Genomic DNA, 14,784 nt, shown 5'->3' on the forward strand with positions numbered 1-14,784 from the left:
GAGTTGACAATTCTTTCATAATCTAATTAATATTGAACCGTCAAACAGTCATTTGTATTTGATAGTACACTAGTAAACTTATTTCATATGCCTTCAGATTGGTTTGGAGAATCCCAAAAAGCCTACCACTTGTTTCAAATCCTAGGAACGATATTCATCATCATTCTTTACTTCTCGATCAAGTACATTTTCCAGAAGACCATCCTGAGGAGAGCCATTCAGCAAAACTTTGATCCCGCCAGATCGGTTTATGTAAGAAAACTGATCGGATTCATCATCTTCATGGTATGTTTGGTACTGGCTGGGATGGTATGGGAAGTCTCCCTCAAAGGACTCTCAGTGTATATCGCTTCTGTCTTGACGATCGTAGGGGTCGGCCTATTTGCTACCTGGTCTATGGTCAGCAACATCACTGCTTCACTGATTCTATTCTTCTTTTTCCCTCTCAAAATTGGTTCAAAGATCAAAATCGTAGATGGTAGCAACTCGATCGAAGGCGAAGTGCTCAACCTATCACTCTTTTCCATCAAAATCTTGCTCCCCGATGGGCAACATGCCTACTATCCTAACAATCTAGCTGTACAGCGTTATATCATTCATTTGGAGGAAAATTAGATATTAGATTTAAGAACCAAGAAAAAAAATCTTAACTCTTAGCTTAAAAAAACCAAAAAAGTCACCTCAATTTGATTGAAGTGACTTTTTCAATATTTATACTTCGCCCTAAAGATTACCTTAATAACGCAATTGCTATTCTTCGAGCCTAGTTATATTTCACTAATTAATCACCTTGATATTATAAAAGAAATTTTCACTGTACTCAAGCCCTGGCCATTGCAAATAGAATTCATAAGCTAAGTTAGAACTCAAGGTAGTTCTGTTTATGACAACTTCTATTTTTTCGCTAGACACTACTATTCCTGTAAGATTTTTAGTTGGGCCATTGCCATCCAACCATCCTATAGTAACTCCACCTCCTACGTTTTTGAAGTTCTTACCATATATCTCTAATGTTTCTCCATTTCCTATTGTAGTCTTATTTACTCCTGTAATTACAGGCTCTATGGAAACACTCTGAGTTACGGACACAGTTGCGCTCGAAGTAAAAGTTCCTCCTAACGAAACAACTTTAATCTGGTAGTCTCCTGTTTCAATAAAAGGAGGAATAACTACGTACACACTAGTTAAACTTTCACTTTTGATGTTTGCCAATTCTTCATTTGCACCTGATACGAAATACACTTCGTTTTTACCATTCACAAAATTGGTTCCTATGAGTCTTAGTATTTTATTTCCATCAGAAGTCGATTCTACAAATTGATTAATTGAAGGTGCTGGAGGCAATATGCTAATAGTACCTAATACAAATTCTTGATCACGCACTTTAACTTTTAAAACAACATCCCCTACTGAAAAATTAAAAGAAGTTATTTCTATCTTAAAACTCGTACTAGTAATATCCGACACAATGCTTGATGTAGTAGTAGCACCGAGTATCACCCTACAATCTTTGGTAAAATTCTCTCCACTGATCGTAATGAAATCTCCTATTGAATATTCTGTAACTGTTAGAGCATCAATTGTCGCTTCTGGTGCAGTTTCCCTCTCCACGTTTATTGTATATAACTGTACATCTCCGTTTTCTGCAGTGACATTAAATGTTCTTTCATAATTAAAGTTTGCACTAACACCTGATGCTGGATCAACAGTCGCTCCTTCTGACACTACTACCGTTGGTATCAAAGAGAAAATATCATAATCAAAATCAAATTCGGCATCCCACGGTATAGTTACACTTACTGTCTTAGCCTCCTGATCTATCTCGCCTACCAAATCAGGAGTAAACTCCTCAAACTTGAACTCAGTAATAGCATTCTCATCATTTTTTTCAAACGATACCATTACACTATATTCTGCTTTGTCACCACTTTGAGATGTAACGGTATAGGTCACTTCTTCTGAAAAATTTGTAGCAACTCCTGATTCTGGAGAAACTGTAGCTTCATCAGAAATACTGATAGTAGGAACTATTTGTGTCAAATCAGTTCCTTTTGGTACAATTATGACAACTGTATTATTCACTAAATCTACTTCACCTATTACTGCTGGTGAAAGTTCATTTAAGTCAAAACTTAGTATTTCATTACCCTCTGAAGCCTCTACACTTGCGGTCACAGTATAGGTTTGCTGGCTTCCGTCTTCTGCAGTCACCTCATAAAGCACAGGATCAGTGAAATCTTGTACCACACCTGACTCAGGTGATACTAATGCCTCAGGTGAGACAGCAATAGTTGGTGTCAATGCTGTGATATCCGTCCCATATGGCAAACTGATGCTAATGGTCCTATTACTCTCGACAATTTCAGCAGACACGGTGGATACAGAGAATGCAGTGATTGATTTTGCGCTACTTTTTTCATCAACTGGATCATCATCTTTACCACAACTAACAATTAAAATGGTTGATAACAATACAATGGAGAATCGATAAAGAATCTTCTTCATATTAAATTTTAATTTAGAAATTGTCTACTCTGTTAAATGCTTTTCGACTACCGCATATTTCTTGGGACAAGTGGTATTAATTCACTTCAGATCAAATCTAGGAATGAAAACTAATCAGGAGAATTGAATCACCTAGAAGGGAACAGAAGGTTGGTATTGCAACAATAAATAAAAATCTACTGCTGCATTCATTATCCTCACTATTTATTGCAAGGATTTTCTACTTCCAATTGCTCTGCCTTCGTCTGATACAACTCACAAGCAAGCTGCTGATTGCCTAGGCGCAGATAAGTATCAATGAGCAATGGATAACTCCCCAGTAGGGACGAATCCAGTTCAATCGCTTGGGAGAGTGAAGTGACAGCTTGATCCAGACTATCCATTTGGATGTAGAGCTTGCCTTGATTGAGATAGGCGTATGGGTTTTGTCTGTCTATCTTCATACTGCTGCGAATCAAAGAATCTGCTTGTGCATAATTGCCCATCAACATCTGCACATAGCCTGCATTGTTGATAAAATACGCCTGCCCGCCTACCAGTGTCATGGCTATTTGGATCAGAGAATCCGCCTTCTGTAGCTGTCCCCTATCTGCAAGCACCAAGGCCAGAGAGTTGAGGGCATAAGGTTCATTTTGATGAATCACTAACGCCTGAGACAAATCCGCCGCTGCAGCCTCATAATCACCCAACTCGTACCGCGAAATCCCTCTGTTGGAATAGGCGTCAAAGTTGTCAGGATCCCTCTGCAGTGCCTCGGTGAAAGACACTATGGCTTGCTCATACTTCAGGTCATTCATCATCACCAAGCCCTCCACCACATCGATCAACGCAGTATCTGGATAGAGCATCCTGAGGTGATTCAAATCCTCCAGGGCATTGTCGGTGCGCCCTAGCTCCATATAGGCATAGGCGCGGTTGAAAAGCACCTCTTCATAATCAGGCTTGAGGCGGTACACCTCGTTGTAGTCCGCGAGTGCAGCCACATATTTGCCCATTTCGTAGTAGGCCACTCCACGGTTGAGGTAGGCATCGGTGATCTGGTTGTCTTTTTCCAATACCTGAGTATATAGTGCCACTGCCTCAGCATAGTAGCCATCATTGAGTTTCTTGTTGGCGGTTTCAAAGGTGTATTTGATGCGGTTTTTGCGATTGGCAGGACTACAGGCAGTCAATATCACCACAAACAAGAGGAAAAGAGTCAATGATTTTTGCATGGTGCAAATCTCATCAGACCCAAGCATAATCAAAAGAGAAAGTTAGAATTCTGATGGATGATAGATGTCAGGTTCTCGGATGAAATTGGGTTGGGTGCGTGCTTGAAAGTTTTATACCTTCCTCAGTGTGACTTAAAACCAATCGTGTAAAACTACTGTCTCCGACACAGATGGATTGCTATACATTTACCCTTTCTCCCTCACTTTCCTGCCGTTTGGTTTAGATCAGTAAAGGTTCTCTCAGCACAGTATTGCCTTTACTCTGCCCTCATTGTGCCTTTATTATGTCCTGTCGATAAGCAACCTTCACCTTCCTTGTGCTTATAATTAGTTAAAAAGATATATATCTTTTTAAAATAAGACTTATATCTTTTTATATAAACTCTATATATCATTTTCAGAAAAGATATATATCTTTTTGATCAATTAACCGTTACAACAGAGTAATACAACCGCATCAAACCAGTAAAATCATGGCAATCAAATACAAAGTAGTGACTAAGAAACCAGGTTTAAGTAGTCAAGTCCGTTATTATCCTGTGCTGACAGGGCGCAAAGTCGTAGACATCTATGAAGTGTGTGACTATATATCCAAGCAGTCTAGTTTTAATCATCCAGATGTCGTGGGTATCGTGGAGGCGCTGATAGATGCTGTCCCATATTTTGTATCCATGGGAGACAATGTCCGCCTCGATGGCCTAGGGACATTCAGTGTGCATGCATCTAGCAAGGGTAAGGAATCTGCCGAGGAAGTCACCTCCAGAGACATCTCGGAGTTGAAGATGTCCTTCTTGCCTGACAAACGAATCAAGCGAGCGATCAAAGGCATGACTTTTACAAAAGTGAAATAGAATATTCTTTGGAATTGAATCAAAGGTTAAGGTATCACATGAGTTGAATTCAAGTATCACAAAGTAATTGGGTTACAATGGAGTAGCAATGGTGTGAGTTCGGACTAGAGGAGTAAGTCAAAACTCTACTTGATACCTAGACGCTTGATGCTATCTTGTATCAATTCTGTTTTGATAGCAGCTTCTATATCCAAGAAATCTTCTTTGCCAGCACTTTGTTTGAAAGCGCCATTCTTGAGGAAATGAATGTAGTCACAGCTCTCGTTGAGCGTAGAGAATATATGAGAGGAAACAATGACAGCCTTACCTGCAGACCGAAGTTCCTTCAATATCTCTATCAGTAGCAAACAACTTTGATAGTCCAGACCATTGAAAGGCTCATCGAGAACATAGAATGCATTGCCTTGTAGTATGACACCCAGCAAAGCCAATTTCTTTTGCATCCCTGTGGAGTAGGTATCTGCATAACTATTCAAGGGCAAATCAAATATATTGGATCCATCAAAGTCGTCCCGATCAATCCCTCTTGCTAGTAGCACCAACTTCAAATATTCACTCCCCGTTATTTTGGTAATCATCGGAGGGTTAGCGGGTAAAAAACCGATGGATTGCTGTACATCAGGCACATAGTCAACAGCCCCACTGTACCCCTTTTTGAATCCTACCAAACTTTCAAAGAGTGTAGTTTTACCCGCGCCATTCTCTCCAACTATGCCATGAACCTCCCCAGGTTTCACTTCGAAACTCAAGTGATCCAATACCTGTTTGCTCCCATAGCTGACCGACAAATTTTCTACTCTGACCATAGCGTACTTGTTACATTTTTGAGTGCTTTGATATACATCAAAGGCATAATAGCCAACAATAACGGAGGCATCAATAGACTAAACGCAAGTAGCAATCCTTTAAGCACATCCATCCCACGATGCAAGTAGGCATATTTAATCAACATCACTTCTGCGATGTACAACAAACCAAGAACGATCACCGCCACAATGATCATATACATCTCAGGGTATCCGATGATCAAAACCAAACATAAAGGAGCGACAAGTGCCAAGGTATTGATCATCAAAAACTGCAGCTTTTGCGTTAAATAACGCTGAGCCGATCCATTGAAATTCCAGACATAAAAATTATGCTCGGAGAAAGAATAAAATCCAATAAGGGTCAACAGTATGACTACCAATGCGAATAGTCCAAGGTTAAAATTGGCGACATAAACCGAAATACAGGAAAGGGTAAAACATACGATCAACACAGGAAAAGACCTCCTAAACCCTAGTATAAACTCAAAGGGTCTTCGTCCAAAAGGGGTTGGAATGACTGTTGAGTTGACAATTGGATGAACCTGAACTATTGAAAGAAAAAACACTGATATGAGTAACAAACCTATTTCCCAATATCCCTGAAATACTATCAGAAAGACAACAAACGGAAGTATCAGTGCAAGCTTGGTAAAAAACCGAATCCAAACAAATACACCTTTAGAAACCCAATTAATCAAGACACTCTCATCCAAGGAAATGATTCTTGCGACTCCAATTGCCATCCCTGCATATATTAAAGCCCCATGCTCTAATTGCCTCAGCAAGGCAAGAGATGCAAAACTAAATACAGCCATCAAAACTGTATAGATAATCAAGGGATGAATTCCAGCCTCGCGAATGTAGCGATTGGCTCTTTTGATTTGGAGCAGTAAGTAGTAGTTGAAGAAGCTCAATATATTTTAGAATCAGCTTCAAGATATGAAAAGTATTCAAGCTCCACAATCACATGTTATTTACTTATCACTATACTCTATAAACTTCAATGAAACAGCATGCTTTTTTTGAAAAAGATTGTATAGTCCTTCTCAAAAAAACATCTACGCCAATTCTGTATGGTTAAACTATTATACAAATGAGCGTTTAACAGAGCACATATATTGTATTATTTTACAGAAAAGATAAATGAAATATCAAAGGAGTGAGATTTGAACAATTGGGGTATTGCATCTATACTATTTTGATCATTTACCCAAGAGATCTCGTTTTTTGGGTAACTGTGCTTCTTTTTAAACAAATTCATAAACCCATACTTTTCCTGTAAATAATAGCTCTCTCCTACGTTCAATGAGACAAAGTTTTTGTAAGAAAGTGCAAGTTTCCAATTAGGATTAAGTCTAAACTCATACCCAATACCCAATTGTATTCCACGTTCTTTTTTTTCATAAATAGGAGTTGTTTGATTAATTTCTTCATACATGAGTAAGTTTTTGTAATCAGCATAAGCGATAGAAGTACTAATATATGAGGGGCGCGAAGTTTTCAAATCGAAAAGATATAATATTCCTAAATCCATCGACTCATTCCTAACAACTTCATTTAAACTACCCGCAACATTAAAAGTCAACAAACAATTAGAAAGCAAACGATAACGGATAGTTGTCAATAGATTTAGATATCCCTTTTTTATATCAAATGTATCTGTCACATTGAAGTTTTGCGAATTGTATGTCGTACTTCCAACTGAAGACAAGGTGTATGTGTTAAATAGATAATATTTCAACCCATAACCTACTTCGATCCTATCCAGCCAATTGAGTTTAGACGCTTTATCATAAACCACAGCCTCCATTTTAGTCTTACTCTTGCTATCACCAGGTTGCATTGCTATACCCTTTTGAACCAAGGTTTCACGAAAGAATAATTGTTGATCGTAAGTCCATCTGGACAACGTATCTTGGATCAAACCTGTGGTACGAAAGTGCTGCTCTAATAGAAAATCATCCTCAAAAGACACTGCCTCGTCCCAAACATAGCTGAGGTACCATTTGCCATAGGCATCAGGAACATACTCGGTGATAAACATTCTTCTATCCGCCCATCGACTATTAAAATCTGTATAAAAACCTGCTGGCGAATAATAATACTCTGCTCTAACAAATACCTCCTCTAACATGCCCAGATACAATTTACCCCTGTATTGACCACCAGTGACATGTTCACTTTTGGGATTAAATTGAATCACATCGAGTTTTCTTCCTCCTTGTTCCAACTCTCCTAGATATTGATAGTCATATTTGGACAGCGTCATGGGTGAGATAAAATCCGCACGCTGCATCACAAAGTCAAAACGATGTGAAATATGGCCTCCTGCTCCGATTAAATACTTGACTGAACTACTCCCATATACTTGTGACTGTATTGTATCCAACTTGACTTCCCCACCGCTGGACTTGTGCTCATAGGAGGATTTGGACACCTCGATTTTCGCCTCTGTCTGGACCTGCGTGACGTAACTGGTGTCCTTGTAATACTCCACCAAATCGCCTATCAATACATGTTTCTGGTTTTGATAATGCTCAGGGATTTTGGCATAAACCTGCTTGATTATATCCTCTAGGGAAAAGGGCGTGACCACTACTGTGTCCAGCACTTTTTGGTCAGCACGCATCGTTAGGACATTCTCCCCTTCCAGTTTCAGATTGTCAGCCGAAAAGTCGTACGGTTGATAACCGACACATGTGATCTGATAGGTCACGCCTGCTGTCACTACCAGATGAAACTGACCTTTGTAGTTAGAGATGGCATCCAGCTGCCCATCATGACTGATGTGGGCGTAACTGATCGCTTCCAGCTGTGCATCTATTATTCGGAAGCTCGTTAGACTTGATTGAGCGGCAGCACTCCATGTATGGACAATGAGTAATATTAGCAGGCTGATTTGGTTGGTTTTCATAGAGGGAAAATAAAACTAATTTTGATTAATCTCCTAACATGAAAACCCTCTGCCTGCATTATCAAAATCTTGTTCTAAAAACGAAGCGAATCATCACTGAGACCCACGGAGTATTTGATCTGGGTTGACGTGGATCTTTTCGATTTGTCCTTGTTCATCAAATAATATCCCTTCAGCATAAGCATACAGATCAAATGCTCCGAAAAAGTCAGCATCTTCAGGAACTATTGCATGTTCATCAATCCCAAACCTGCTCAAAAATTGACGATTCCTTTCCACGGGAAGCCTTTGACCATGAGCCACAAATCTTACAGCCACATCACCGCAAGATTCATTCAATTCTTTCAGTTTAGGAATCGCCTTTATACATGGTCGGCAAGTATTGGAATAGTGATAGATATAAGTCTTCTTTCCCGTGACGACCAAGTCATTTCCTTCTATGATACTTTGTGTAAAGGTGTCTTTGAAGGTATATCTAGAAATATCAAATGAGAAGTCTATCACATCAACCAAAGTTGATGGATCATCTACTGGGGTGACCTCTACTTCGAGACCATCTTCAGAGATTGCGGACAATCTAAAGACGCGCCCATCTACATTGACAGATATATCATTGCCCATCATTCGTTCCAACCCAGTTATAATCGTCAGCAAGGAATCTGTATTCTGTGGGACAATAAATAATCTATCAACATCTACATCAGTGTATTTGCCATTGTTATTGTAATCCAATAATGCAATCTTGAAATTAACTCCATACGGATTTTCAAATATACCACCCCGAAAACCCATGACATTCACCTTTGGCCTCTCTCCGTCTATCAAGCCATTCATTTCAAAACTCAAGGTCTGACAATCCGACATAATCGAATCACTATCCCACCTGATACCAGCAGCCAACATAAAACTAGGCTTGAGTGTAATGTTTTTTAAACACTCATCCATCTCGACCTTGTACACTTCAGAGCGATCACAAGCAGTCATCGCAAAGACAATAAATAGTCCCAGAATTTTACACTTCATATTCAGTATTACTATTTAGTGTGAGGGTAGATGGACTTGCAACAAAAAAGTGGACAAATAGTTAAGCGCATTTTGAATAATTATCTTCCCCAAATTCATCGGGTGTTTTATAGCCTAGATAGGCATGTTTCCTTTTTCTATTGTACCAAACTTCAATGAATTCAAATATTTGAGTTTTAGCTTGAAGGATACTGTAGTAATTGACATGGCTGACCATTTCAGACTTGAGTATTTTGAAAAAGCTTTCAGCAACAGCATTGTCCCAACAATTCCCTTTTCTGCTCATGCTCTGCTTGACTCCCTCTCGCTTGAGATGATCAGAAAAAGCATACGCAGCATATTGCACGCCTCGATCTGAATGAAATAACAAGGCTTTAGTAATAGGTCTGTTTTTGATTGCCATTTTCCATGCAGCTAATACAGTAGCCTGTGTGGTCATCGTCGTGCTTAGTGACCAACCCACGATCTTTCGGTCGTACAAATCCATGACAATAGTGAGGTACAACCATCCTTGCTTTGTGGGAATGTAGGTGATGTCAGACACCCATTTTTGCCCTGGGCCTTCCGCATGAAAATCCCTATTCAAGTGGTTTTCAGCTAATGGGAATGAATGTTTAGAATCAGTAGTAACACCTCTGAATTTCTTGACCACAATACTTCTAATGCCTTCTGCACGCATGATTCTTGCCACTCTCTGCCTGGAAACTTTCCATCCCATATCCTGCAGGTCATCTGTGACTTTAGGGCTTCCATACCTTTGTTTACTGCTAAGATGAACCTTTTTGATGTCCTCCATGAGCTGTTTCCTTTGTTTATACCTTTTGGAAGGCTTGTGATGTAACCAACGATAGTAGCCGCTCCGACTTACCTTGAATACTCGACACATCTTCTCAACGGAATGTTTATCGTGGTTTGCCTTCATGAAGAAGAAAACTTCCCGTCGTTCTTGGAGAAGATGCTCACCGCCTTTTTTAGGATATCCCTTTCTTCCTGGGCATCTAGGAGCGCTTTGCGTAGTCTGGCTATCTCTTTTTGTTCATCAGTCATATTTGTGTTTCCCTGTCCAGAAAAACTCCCTTCCTGATATTGTTCATGTTCTCGTCTCCACCGTCTGACTAGGTCTGGTTTGATCCCCAGCTCCTCGGCTACTTCTTTGGTAGGCTTTCCTGATGAAACCAGGTTAACTACCATCATTTTAAACTCCTTATCGAAGTTCCTCCTTTCTCTTTTCATATGCAATAAATTTAACTCCTACGAGCTTAACTTACTGTCTCTTCAAATGTAGCAAGTTCAAGAAAATCTACCCTCACACTAACTTAACATTCATTTCCAATACTCGTGTAGCATGCACCCGTTTCGGAGTTCCACCAAACCATACCACAAACATCATCCCATATTTTGGCAAAATATCCTCCCTGAGTTTTTGTCATTTCATCTTGTCTCATCTCTATAAGACCCAATTCATTTAAATTTTCCATTTTGTATTAAAATTTAAGTTAGACCTGCTCTTAGTTTGGGTGGCAGGAGACACCTTTTATGCTAGCATAGCCCTAAGGTAATCCCGCTCCGTCCAGAAAAAAGTACGGAAGGAAAAACCTGCCTACCTCCGTATAATTTTTCACTTTCATCTTCTCTAAGCACACGCAAGGAAAACTCAATTTCCAAAGCTTCTTGTCTTTCGAATCGAAAACTTCTCGCAGTCCTGTCATAAACAACATTCAGCCCCCAGACCTTCATCATATCTATCATTTCGTAGAGTTTGCTACGGCTTACTCCCAGACGATTTGCTAGTTCATCAGGCGAACCTGTTCTTTCCTGAAGGATGAGTTTGTTGATCAGTTGTAGATTTTCTATCTGTTTGATGAAATTCATGAGGGTTGATTTAGGTAAGACTCTGTATTGATATTCTCCTGTTGCCCCATCAATTGCTGATAGGGTTGATTGGATCGTAAAAGTTCTTCATGGCTGCCGTTGGCGATGACTCGTCCACTCTCTAGTAGCACGATCTGGTCTGCCATCGTCACGGCATTGAGGCGATGTGAGATCGAGATGACGATCTTGCCCTGATCTCTGAGTCTCAGCATAGTTTTGAGTACAAATGCTTCAGACTTCTTGTCCAAAGCGGAAGTTGCTTCATCAAAAATCACTACCTCAGGATCGGCATACAATGTCCTGAGTATTGCCAATCGCTGACGCTGACCAATGGAGAGATTTGTTCCGTTTTCTCCTAAATAGGCAGAAAAACCTCCCTGCAATTCGTTGATAAAATCTAAAACACCCAACTCATGAGCCAGTTGCACGATTCTTTGGGTATCTGGCTGAAACTCACCCAAGGCGATATTTTCGATCACTGTGCCAGCAAAGAGATCGATCTCCTGTGGCACAATTCCAACCAGGGCGTTGAGACTGTCTTCATGGATAGCATTGATTTCATAATTACCGATCAGTATCTGACCGCTGTCTATTTTGTAAAGCCTTTTCAGCAAAGAAGCGATGGTAGATTTGCCCGAGCCGCTCTCTCCTAAAATCAGCATCAGCTTTCCTTTCGGGATCAAAAGGTCTAAATTTTCGAAGACTGTCTTTCTAGTTCCATACCTGAAATTAACTTTTTCGAAACGAATATCTCCAACCTCTGATGGGAGTATTTCCAATTTATCTTTGTTAGAATCCGTCTCCAAATCCATGATCTCAAACAAGCGATCCGCTGCTATCATAGCATTTTGATAAGATCTATTCGCTCCTATCAAACTACTGACCGGCCCTGTGAAATATCCTATAATGGCATAAAACGACATGAGTTCCCCAGGAGAAATATGCTGATCCATCACAAAGCCAGCCCCTACCCAAAGTAAAATAATGGTAAACAAACGAGAGACGGTCAAGGAAGCATTGGTAGAAAATATAGCATTTTTACCCGATTGGTAAACAGAGCCCAAAAGGTTCACAAAACGAATTTCGGTCTTTAGATTAGCATGAAATCTCATTCCAAACATTTTGATTGTTTTGGCGGAGTTGACCGACTCGACCAACTGAGATTCTAACTCAGCAGAATGTTCCATCACTTTCCTCTCCACCTTTTTATTGAATCGATTGGTCATCCAGTAGATCAACAGATATACTGGTATTACCAATAACATTACGACGGCAAGTTTCCAATAATAGGTGAACATGAGTACAAATGAAAAAGCGATCACGAACAGGTTGATGATTACATCAATGGCTATTTCATTGATAAATGCCCTGATCTTGACCGCATCATTGATCCTGCTAATGATCTCGCCCGTACGCATGGTGTCAAAAAACCGCTGTGGCAGGGTCAGTAAATGTTTGTAATAGCCCAAGATCAATTTGACATCTATCTGCTGTCCTGTTTTCAACACAAACAAGGATTTCAATGAATTGATCACAATCTGAACAGCCAGTAGGCACAGCATTGCTACTCCTAAGAGATTCAGTAAGTTCTGATTTTGGCTCGGCAGCACATGATCTACAATTTTTTGCACATAAATAGCGGTAGTCAACCCAATCAAAGTAAAAACAGCAGCTCCTACGATTGACTGAATAATGATGGAACGATGAGGTCTTATCAAAAACCAAAACCTACAACCCACTGACACTTTAGTATTAGCGGACTGGAAAGATTCATTGGGCATCATCAATATCAAAACACCAGACCATATTTTGATAAATTCATCTTTGGAGTAGGTCTCCATTTTGCCTGTTCCAGGATCCATCACCATCACCGTATCTTTGGTTACTTTATAGATCACCACATAGTGATGCAATACTTCTTTGACCACTACATGAGCGATAGTCGGCACTGGTATTTTGTCCAGCGCATCTGCTCCTCCTTTGGCACCTTTGGCCGAAAAGCCGAGCTTCTCAGCTGCTTCCACCATACCCAAAGCATTTGTACCTTTTTTATCCGTACCGGCTATTTGTCTGATTTTCGAAACGGGTAATTTCAAATCGTAGTGGGCTGCAATAGACGCCAGACATGCTGCACCACAATCTGTAATATCACGCTGTTTTACGAGTGCATCCTTTTTCATTTGGCTGATAGTTGGTTGGTTCTTACTTGGGGATTGACCAGATTATCTGCTTTGTCATAAAGCAATTGAAACAAGGTTCTCTCCGTTAAATAGAAATTACTTTGAAAGGTCATTCCCTTTTTTACTTTCCCAACCACGCCATTGGCTAAAGAAAGGGTTTGCTCATGAAGCTTACTTTTTACAATGAAATAGGCTTGTCCATCCTCAGAAAAGTACACATCATCTGATATTTCGATAATTTGTCCCTTCAGTCCTCCCCATTCGTTGAAATTGAAAGCGTCAATTCTAAAATAACCTTCTTGTCCCAATTGAAGCATTCCTATATCACTAGGAGACACAAAACATGATGCCACTAACTCATCATCAGGGGATATCTCGCCCAATTCTGACCCAGCATGCAAGTATTGCCCTATTTGGAGCGGAGTAATATTTTGCAAATTGCCTGACGTACTAGATAATATGGAATAATTGACAAGCTGATCTTTTAGCTGTGACAACTGGATATTTAATTGTCTGCTCTCTTCTTTAAAATTGATGATTTGCTGTTGCCATTCTGTTTTCTTACCATCCTGATACAACCTTGAGTCCATTACCGCTTGATCCAATTCAGTCTGAATCTCATCAAATTCTTTTTGTGATATAATACCTTTTTCGTACAACGCTTTTTGTATGTCAAATCTCTTTTGTGTACTACCTAATAGACTATTGGACTTTTCAGTCTGCCCTATAAACTCAACATATTCTAGTTGGTAACGGTCACTTCTTATTAATCGACTGGCACTTGTCTGATCAGACAACAATGCTAAATCTTGGATATATTGATCAAGTTGAGACTTTCTAGTGCCTATTCTATCGACTTCAGAGATGATCACCCTGTCATCAAATCTCACCAAGGTATCGCCCTTTTTCACATTGAGATTCTCTTCTAAGCTCGAAAAGACCACTCTTGCGGTCACAGGTGCTTGTATCGAATACTTTTTACCCATAGAAGTAATTCTTCCTGACACAGACTCTATGACATCCACAGATACCAATGGTAAAATCACGAGAAATATGAGTAGGCAACTGAGTAGGACAATGTATATCCTGTTGGTGGGGCGGTTAATTTTGAAAGTATAATTTTCTACACTCGCTTGGATAAACTCCTCTGGGAATAGTTCTTTTTTCATGGCTGGTTGGTTCAACGACTATTGCTAATGAGATAAGAATCAAAATTCTTTATCTACCATTTTTGCTTTTAACAGTTTGATTGTTGGTACCCACAATATTTATATAAAAATGAACTTTTCAAAATATTAATTCGCCTTTTAAACATATACCTACACCTAATTTGGCGTAAAATTCATGATATATAAAACAACCCACTCTTCAACTTCTCTAAAGTCGAACCACGATCATAGAATTCTCAATCCATAA

14 protein-coding genes are annotated in these 14,784 nt (G+C 39.7%); 2 read left to right on the plus strand and 12 right to left on the minus strand.

All coding sequences use genetic code 11. From position 1 onward, the window contains the following. The first annotated feature begins 87 nt into the window (after positions 1 to 87). Positions 88 to 615 carry a mechanosensitive ion channel family protein gene (locus N6H18_RS16855; protein WP_262309453.1) on the plus strand — a complete coding sequence of 176 codons (528 nt, stop codon included), beginning with the start codon at positions 88 to 90 and terminating at the stop codon, positions 613 to 615. A gap of 162 nt (positions 616 to 777) precedes the next feature. Here the strand turns inward: N6H18_RS16855 and N6H18_RS16860 are convergent, their stop codons facing one another. Both N6H18_RS16860 and N6H18_RS16865 read right to left on the minus strand, forming a co-directional pair. After that, entirely contained in the window at positions 778 to 2,505 is a 1,728-nt protein-coding gene (locus N6H18_RS16860; RefSeq protein ID WP_262309454.1) for a DUF5018 domain-containing protein, read from the minus strand. A gap of 200 nt (positions 2,506 to 2,705) precedes the next feature. After that, complete coding sequence (locus N6H18_RS16865; protein WP_262309455.1) at positions 2,706 to 3,719, minus strand: tetratricopeptide repeat protein; 1,014 nt, start codon at positions 3,717 to 3,719, stop codon at positions 2,706 to 2,708. A 473-nt stretch (positions 3,720 to 4,192) separates the two neighbouring features. Here N6H18_RS16865 and N6H18_RS16870 point away from each other — a divergent pair, with 473 nt between their 5' ends. After that, positions 4,193 to 4,570: an HU family DNA-binding protein gene (locus N6H18_RS16870; RefSeq protein ID WP_262309456.1), complete on the plus strand. Its 378-nt coding sequence runs from the start codon at positions 4,193 to 4,195 to the stop codon at positions 4,568 to 4,570. 125 nt (positions 4,571 to 4,695) lie between these two features. Here the strand turns inward: N6H18_RS16870 and N6H18_RS16875 are convergent, their stop codons facing one another. From N6H18_RS16875 to N6H18_RS16920, 10 genes are all read right to left on the minus strand, one after another. After that, on the minus strand, positions 4,696 to 5,376 hold the full coding sequence (locus tag N6H18_RS16875; protein WP_262309457.1) for an ATP-binding cassette domain-containing protein: 681 nt from the start codon (positions 5,374 to 5,376) through the stop codon (positions 4,696 to 4,698). Beyond that, positions 5,364 to 6,293 carry a hypothetical protein gene (locus tag N6H18_RS16880; RefSeq protein ID WP_262309458.1) on the minus strand — a complete coding sequence of 310 codons (930 nt, stop codon included), beginning with the start codon at positions 6,291 to 6,293 and terminating at the stop codon, positions 5,364 to 5,366. The genes N6H18_RS16875 and N6H18_RS16880 overlap by 13 nt, the downstream gene beginning before the upstream one ends. 209 nt (positions 6,294 to 6,502) lie before the next feature. Beyond that, positions 6,503 to 8,293, minus strand: coding sequence for a hypothetical protein (locus N6H18_RS16885; protein ID WP_262309459.1), 1,791 nt, complete (start codon positions 8,291 to 8,293; stop codon positions 6,503 to 6,505). Positions 8,294 to 8,386: 93 nt separating this feature from the next. Then, a complete protein-coding gene (locus tag N6H18_RS16890; protein WP_262309460.1) occupies positions 8,387 to 9,316 on the minus strand; it encodes a TlpA family protein disulfide reductase in 930 nt (309 codons plus the stop codon). Positions 9,317 to 9,377: 61 nt separating this feature from the next. Continuing rightward, entirely contained in the window at positions 9,378 to 10,238 is an 861-nt protein-coding gene (locus tag N6H18_RS16895; RefSeq protein ID WP_262308138.1) for an IS3 family transposase, read from the minus strand. Continuing rightward, complete coding sequence (locus tag N6H18_RS18835) at positions 10,235 to 10,549, minus strand: transposase (RefSeq protein ID WP_262308139.1); 315 nt, start codon at positions 10,547 to 10,549, stop codon at positions 10,235 to 10,237. Before N6H18_RS18835 ends, N6H18_RS16895 begins: the two co-directional genes overlap by 4 nt. 83 nt (positions 10,550 to 10,632) lie before the next feature. After that, complete coding sequence (locus N6H18_RS16905; RefSeq protein ID WP_262309461.1) at positions 10,633 to 10,794, minus strand: hypothetical protein; 162 nt, start codon at positions 10,792 to 10,794, stop codon at positions 10,633 to 10,635. A 61-nt stretch (positions 10,795 to 10,855) separates the two neighbouring features. After that, entirely contained in the window at positions 10,856 to 11,188 is a 333-nt protein-coding gene (locus tag N6H18_RS16910) for an IclR family transcriptional regulator (RefSeq protein ID WP_262309462.1), read from the minus strand. Then, positions 11,185 to 13,368 (minus strand): peptidase domain-containing ABC transporter, encoded by a 2,184-nt coding sequence (locus tag N6H18_RS16915; protein ID WP_262309463.1) that lies wholly within the window; start codon positions 13,366 to 13,368, stop codon positions 11,185 to 11,187. Before N6H18_RS16915 ends, N6H18_RS16910 begins: the two co-directional genes overlap by 4 nt. After that, entirely contained in the window at positions 13,365 to 14,537 is a 1,173-nt protein-coding gene (locus tag N6H18_RS16920) for an HlyD family secretion protein (protein ID WP_262309464.1), read from the minus strand. The genes N6H18_RS16915 and N6H18_RS16920 overlap by 4 nt, the downstream gene beginning before the upstream one ends. Between the last annotated feature and the right edge of the window lie 247 nt (positions 14,538 to 14,784).

The organism is Reichenbachiella agarivorans (genome assembly GCF_025502585.1).
GTDB classification, from domain to species: Bacteria; Bacteroidota; Bacteroidia; order Cytophagales; family Cyclobacteriaceae; genus Reichenbachiella; species Reichenbachiella agarivorans.

Coding starts and splice junctions, on each gene's coding strand:
- N6H18_RS16855 (WP_262309453.1), top strand. CDS start 88: ATGCCTTCAGATTGGTTTGGAGAATCCCAAAAAGCCTACCACTTGTTT.
- N6H18_RS16860 (WP_262309454.1), bottom strand. CDS start 2,505: ATGAAGAAGATTCTTTATCGATTCTCCATTGTATTGTTATCAACCATT.
- N6H18_RS16865 (WP_262309455.1), bottom strand. CDS start 3,719: ATGCAAAAATCATTGACTCTTTTCCTCTTGTTTGTGGTGATATTGACT.
- N6H18_RS16870 (WP_262309456.1), top strand. CDS start 4,193: ATGGCAATCAAATACAAAGTAGTGACTAAGAAACCAGGTTTAAGTAGT.
- N6H18_RS16875 (WP_262309457.1), bottom strand. CDS start 5,376: ATGGTCAGAGTAGAAAATTTGTCGGTCAGCTATGGGAGCAAACAGGTA.
- N6H18_RS16885 (WP_262309459.1), bottom strand. CDS start 8,293: ATGAAAACCAACCAAATCAGCCTGCTAATATTACTCATTGTCCATACA.
- N6H18_RS16890 (WP_262309460.1), bottom strand. CDS start 9,316: ATGAAGTGTAAAATTCTGGGACTATTTATTGTCTTTGCGATGACTGCT.
- N6H18_RS16895 (WP_262308138.1), bottom strand. CDS start 10,238: ATGAAGGCAAACCACGATAAACATTCCGTTGAGAAGATGTGTCGAGTA.
- N6H18_RS18835 (WP_262308139.1), bottom strand. CDS start 10,549: ATGAAAAGAGAAAGGAGGAACTTCGATAAGGAGTTTAAAATGATGGTA.
- N6H18_RS16905 (WP_262309461.1), bottom strand. CDS start 10,794: ATGGAAAATTTAAATGAATTGGGTCTTATAGAGATGAGACAAGATGAA.
- N6H18_RS16910 (WP_262309462.1), bottom strand. CDS start 11,188: ATGAATTTCATCAAACAGATAGAAAATCTACAACTGATCAACAAACTC.
- N6H18_RS16915 (WP_262309463.1), bottom strand. CDS start 13,368: ATGAAAAAGGATGCACTCGTAAAACAGCGTGATATTACAGATTGTGGT.
- N6H18_RS16920 (WP_262309464.1), bottom strand. CDS start 14,537: ATGAAAAAAGAACTATTCCCAGAGGAGTTTATCCAAGCGAGTGTAGAA.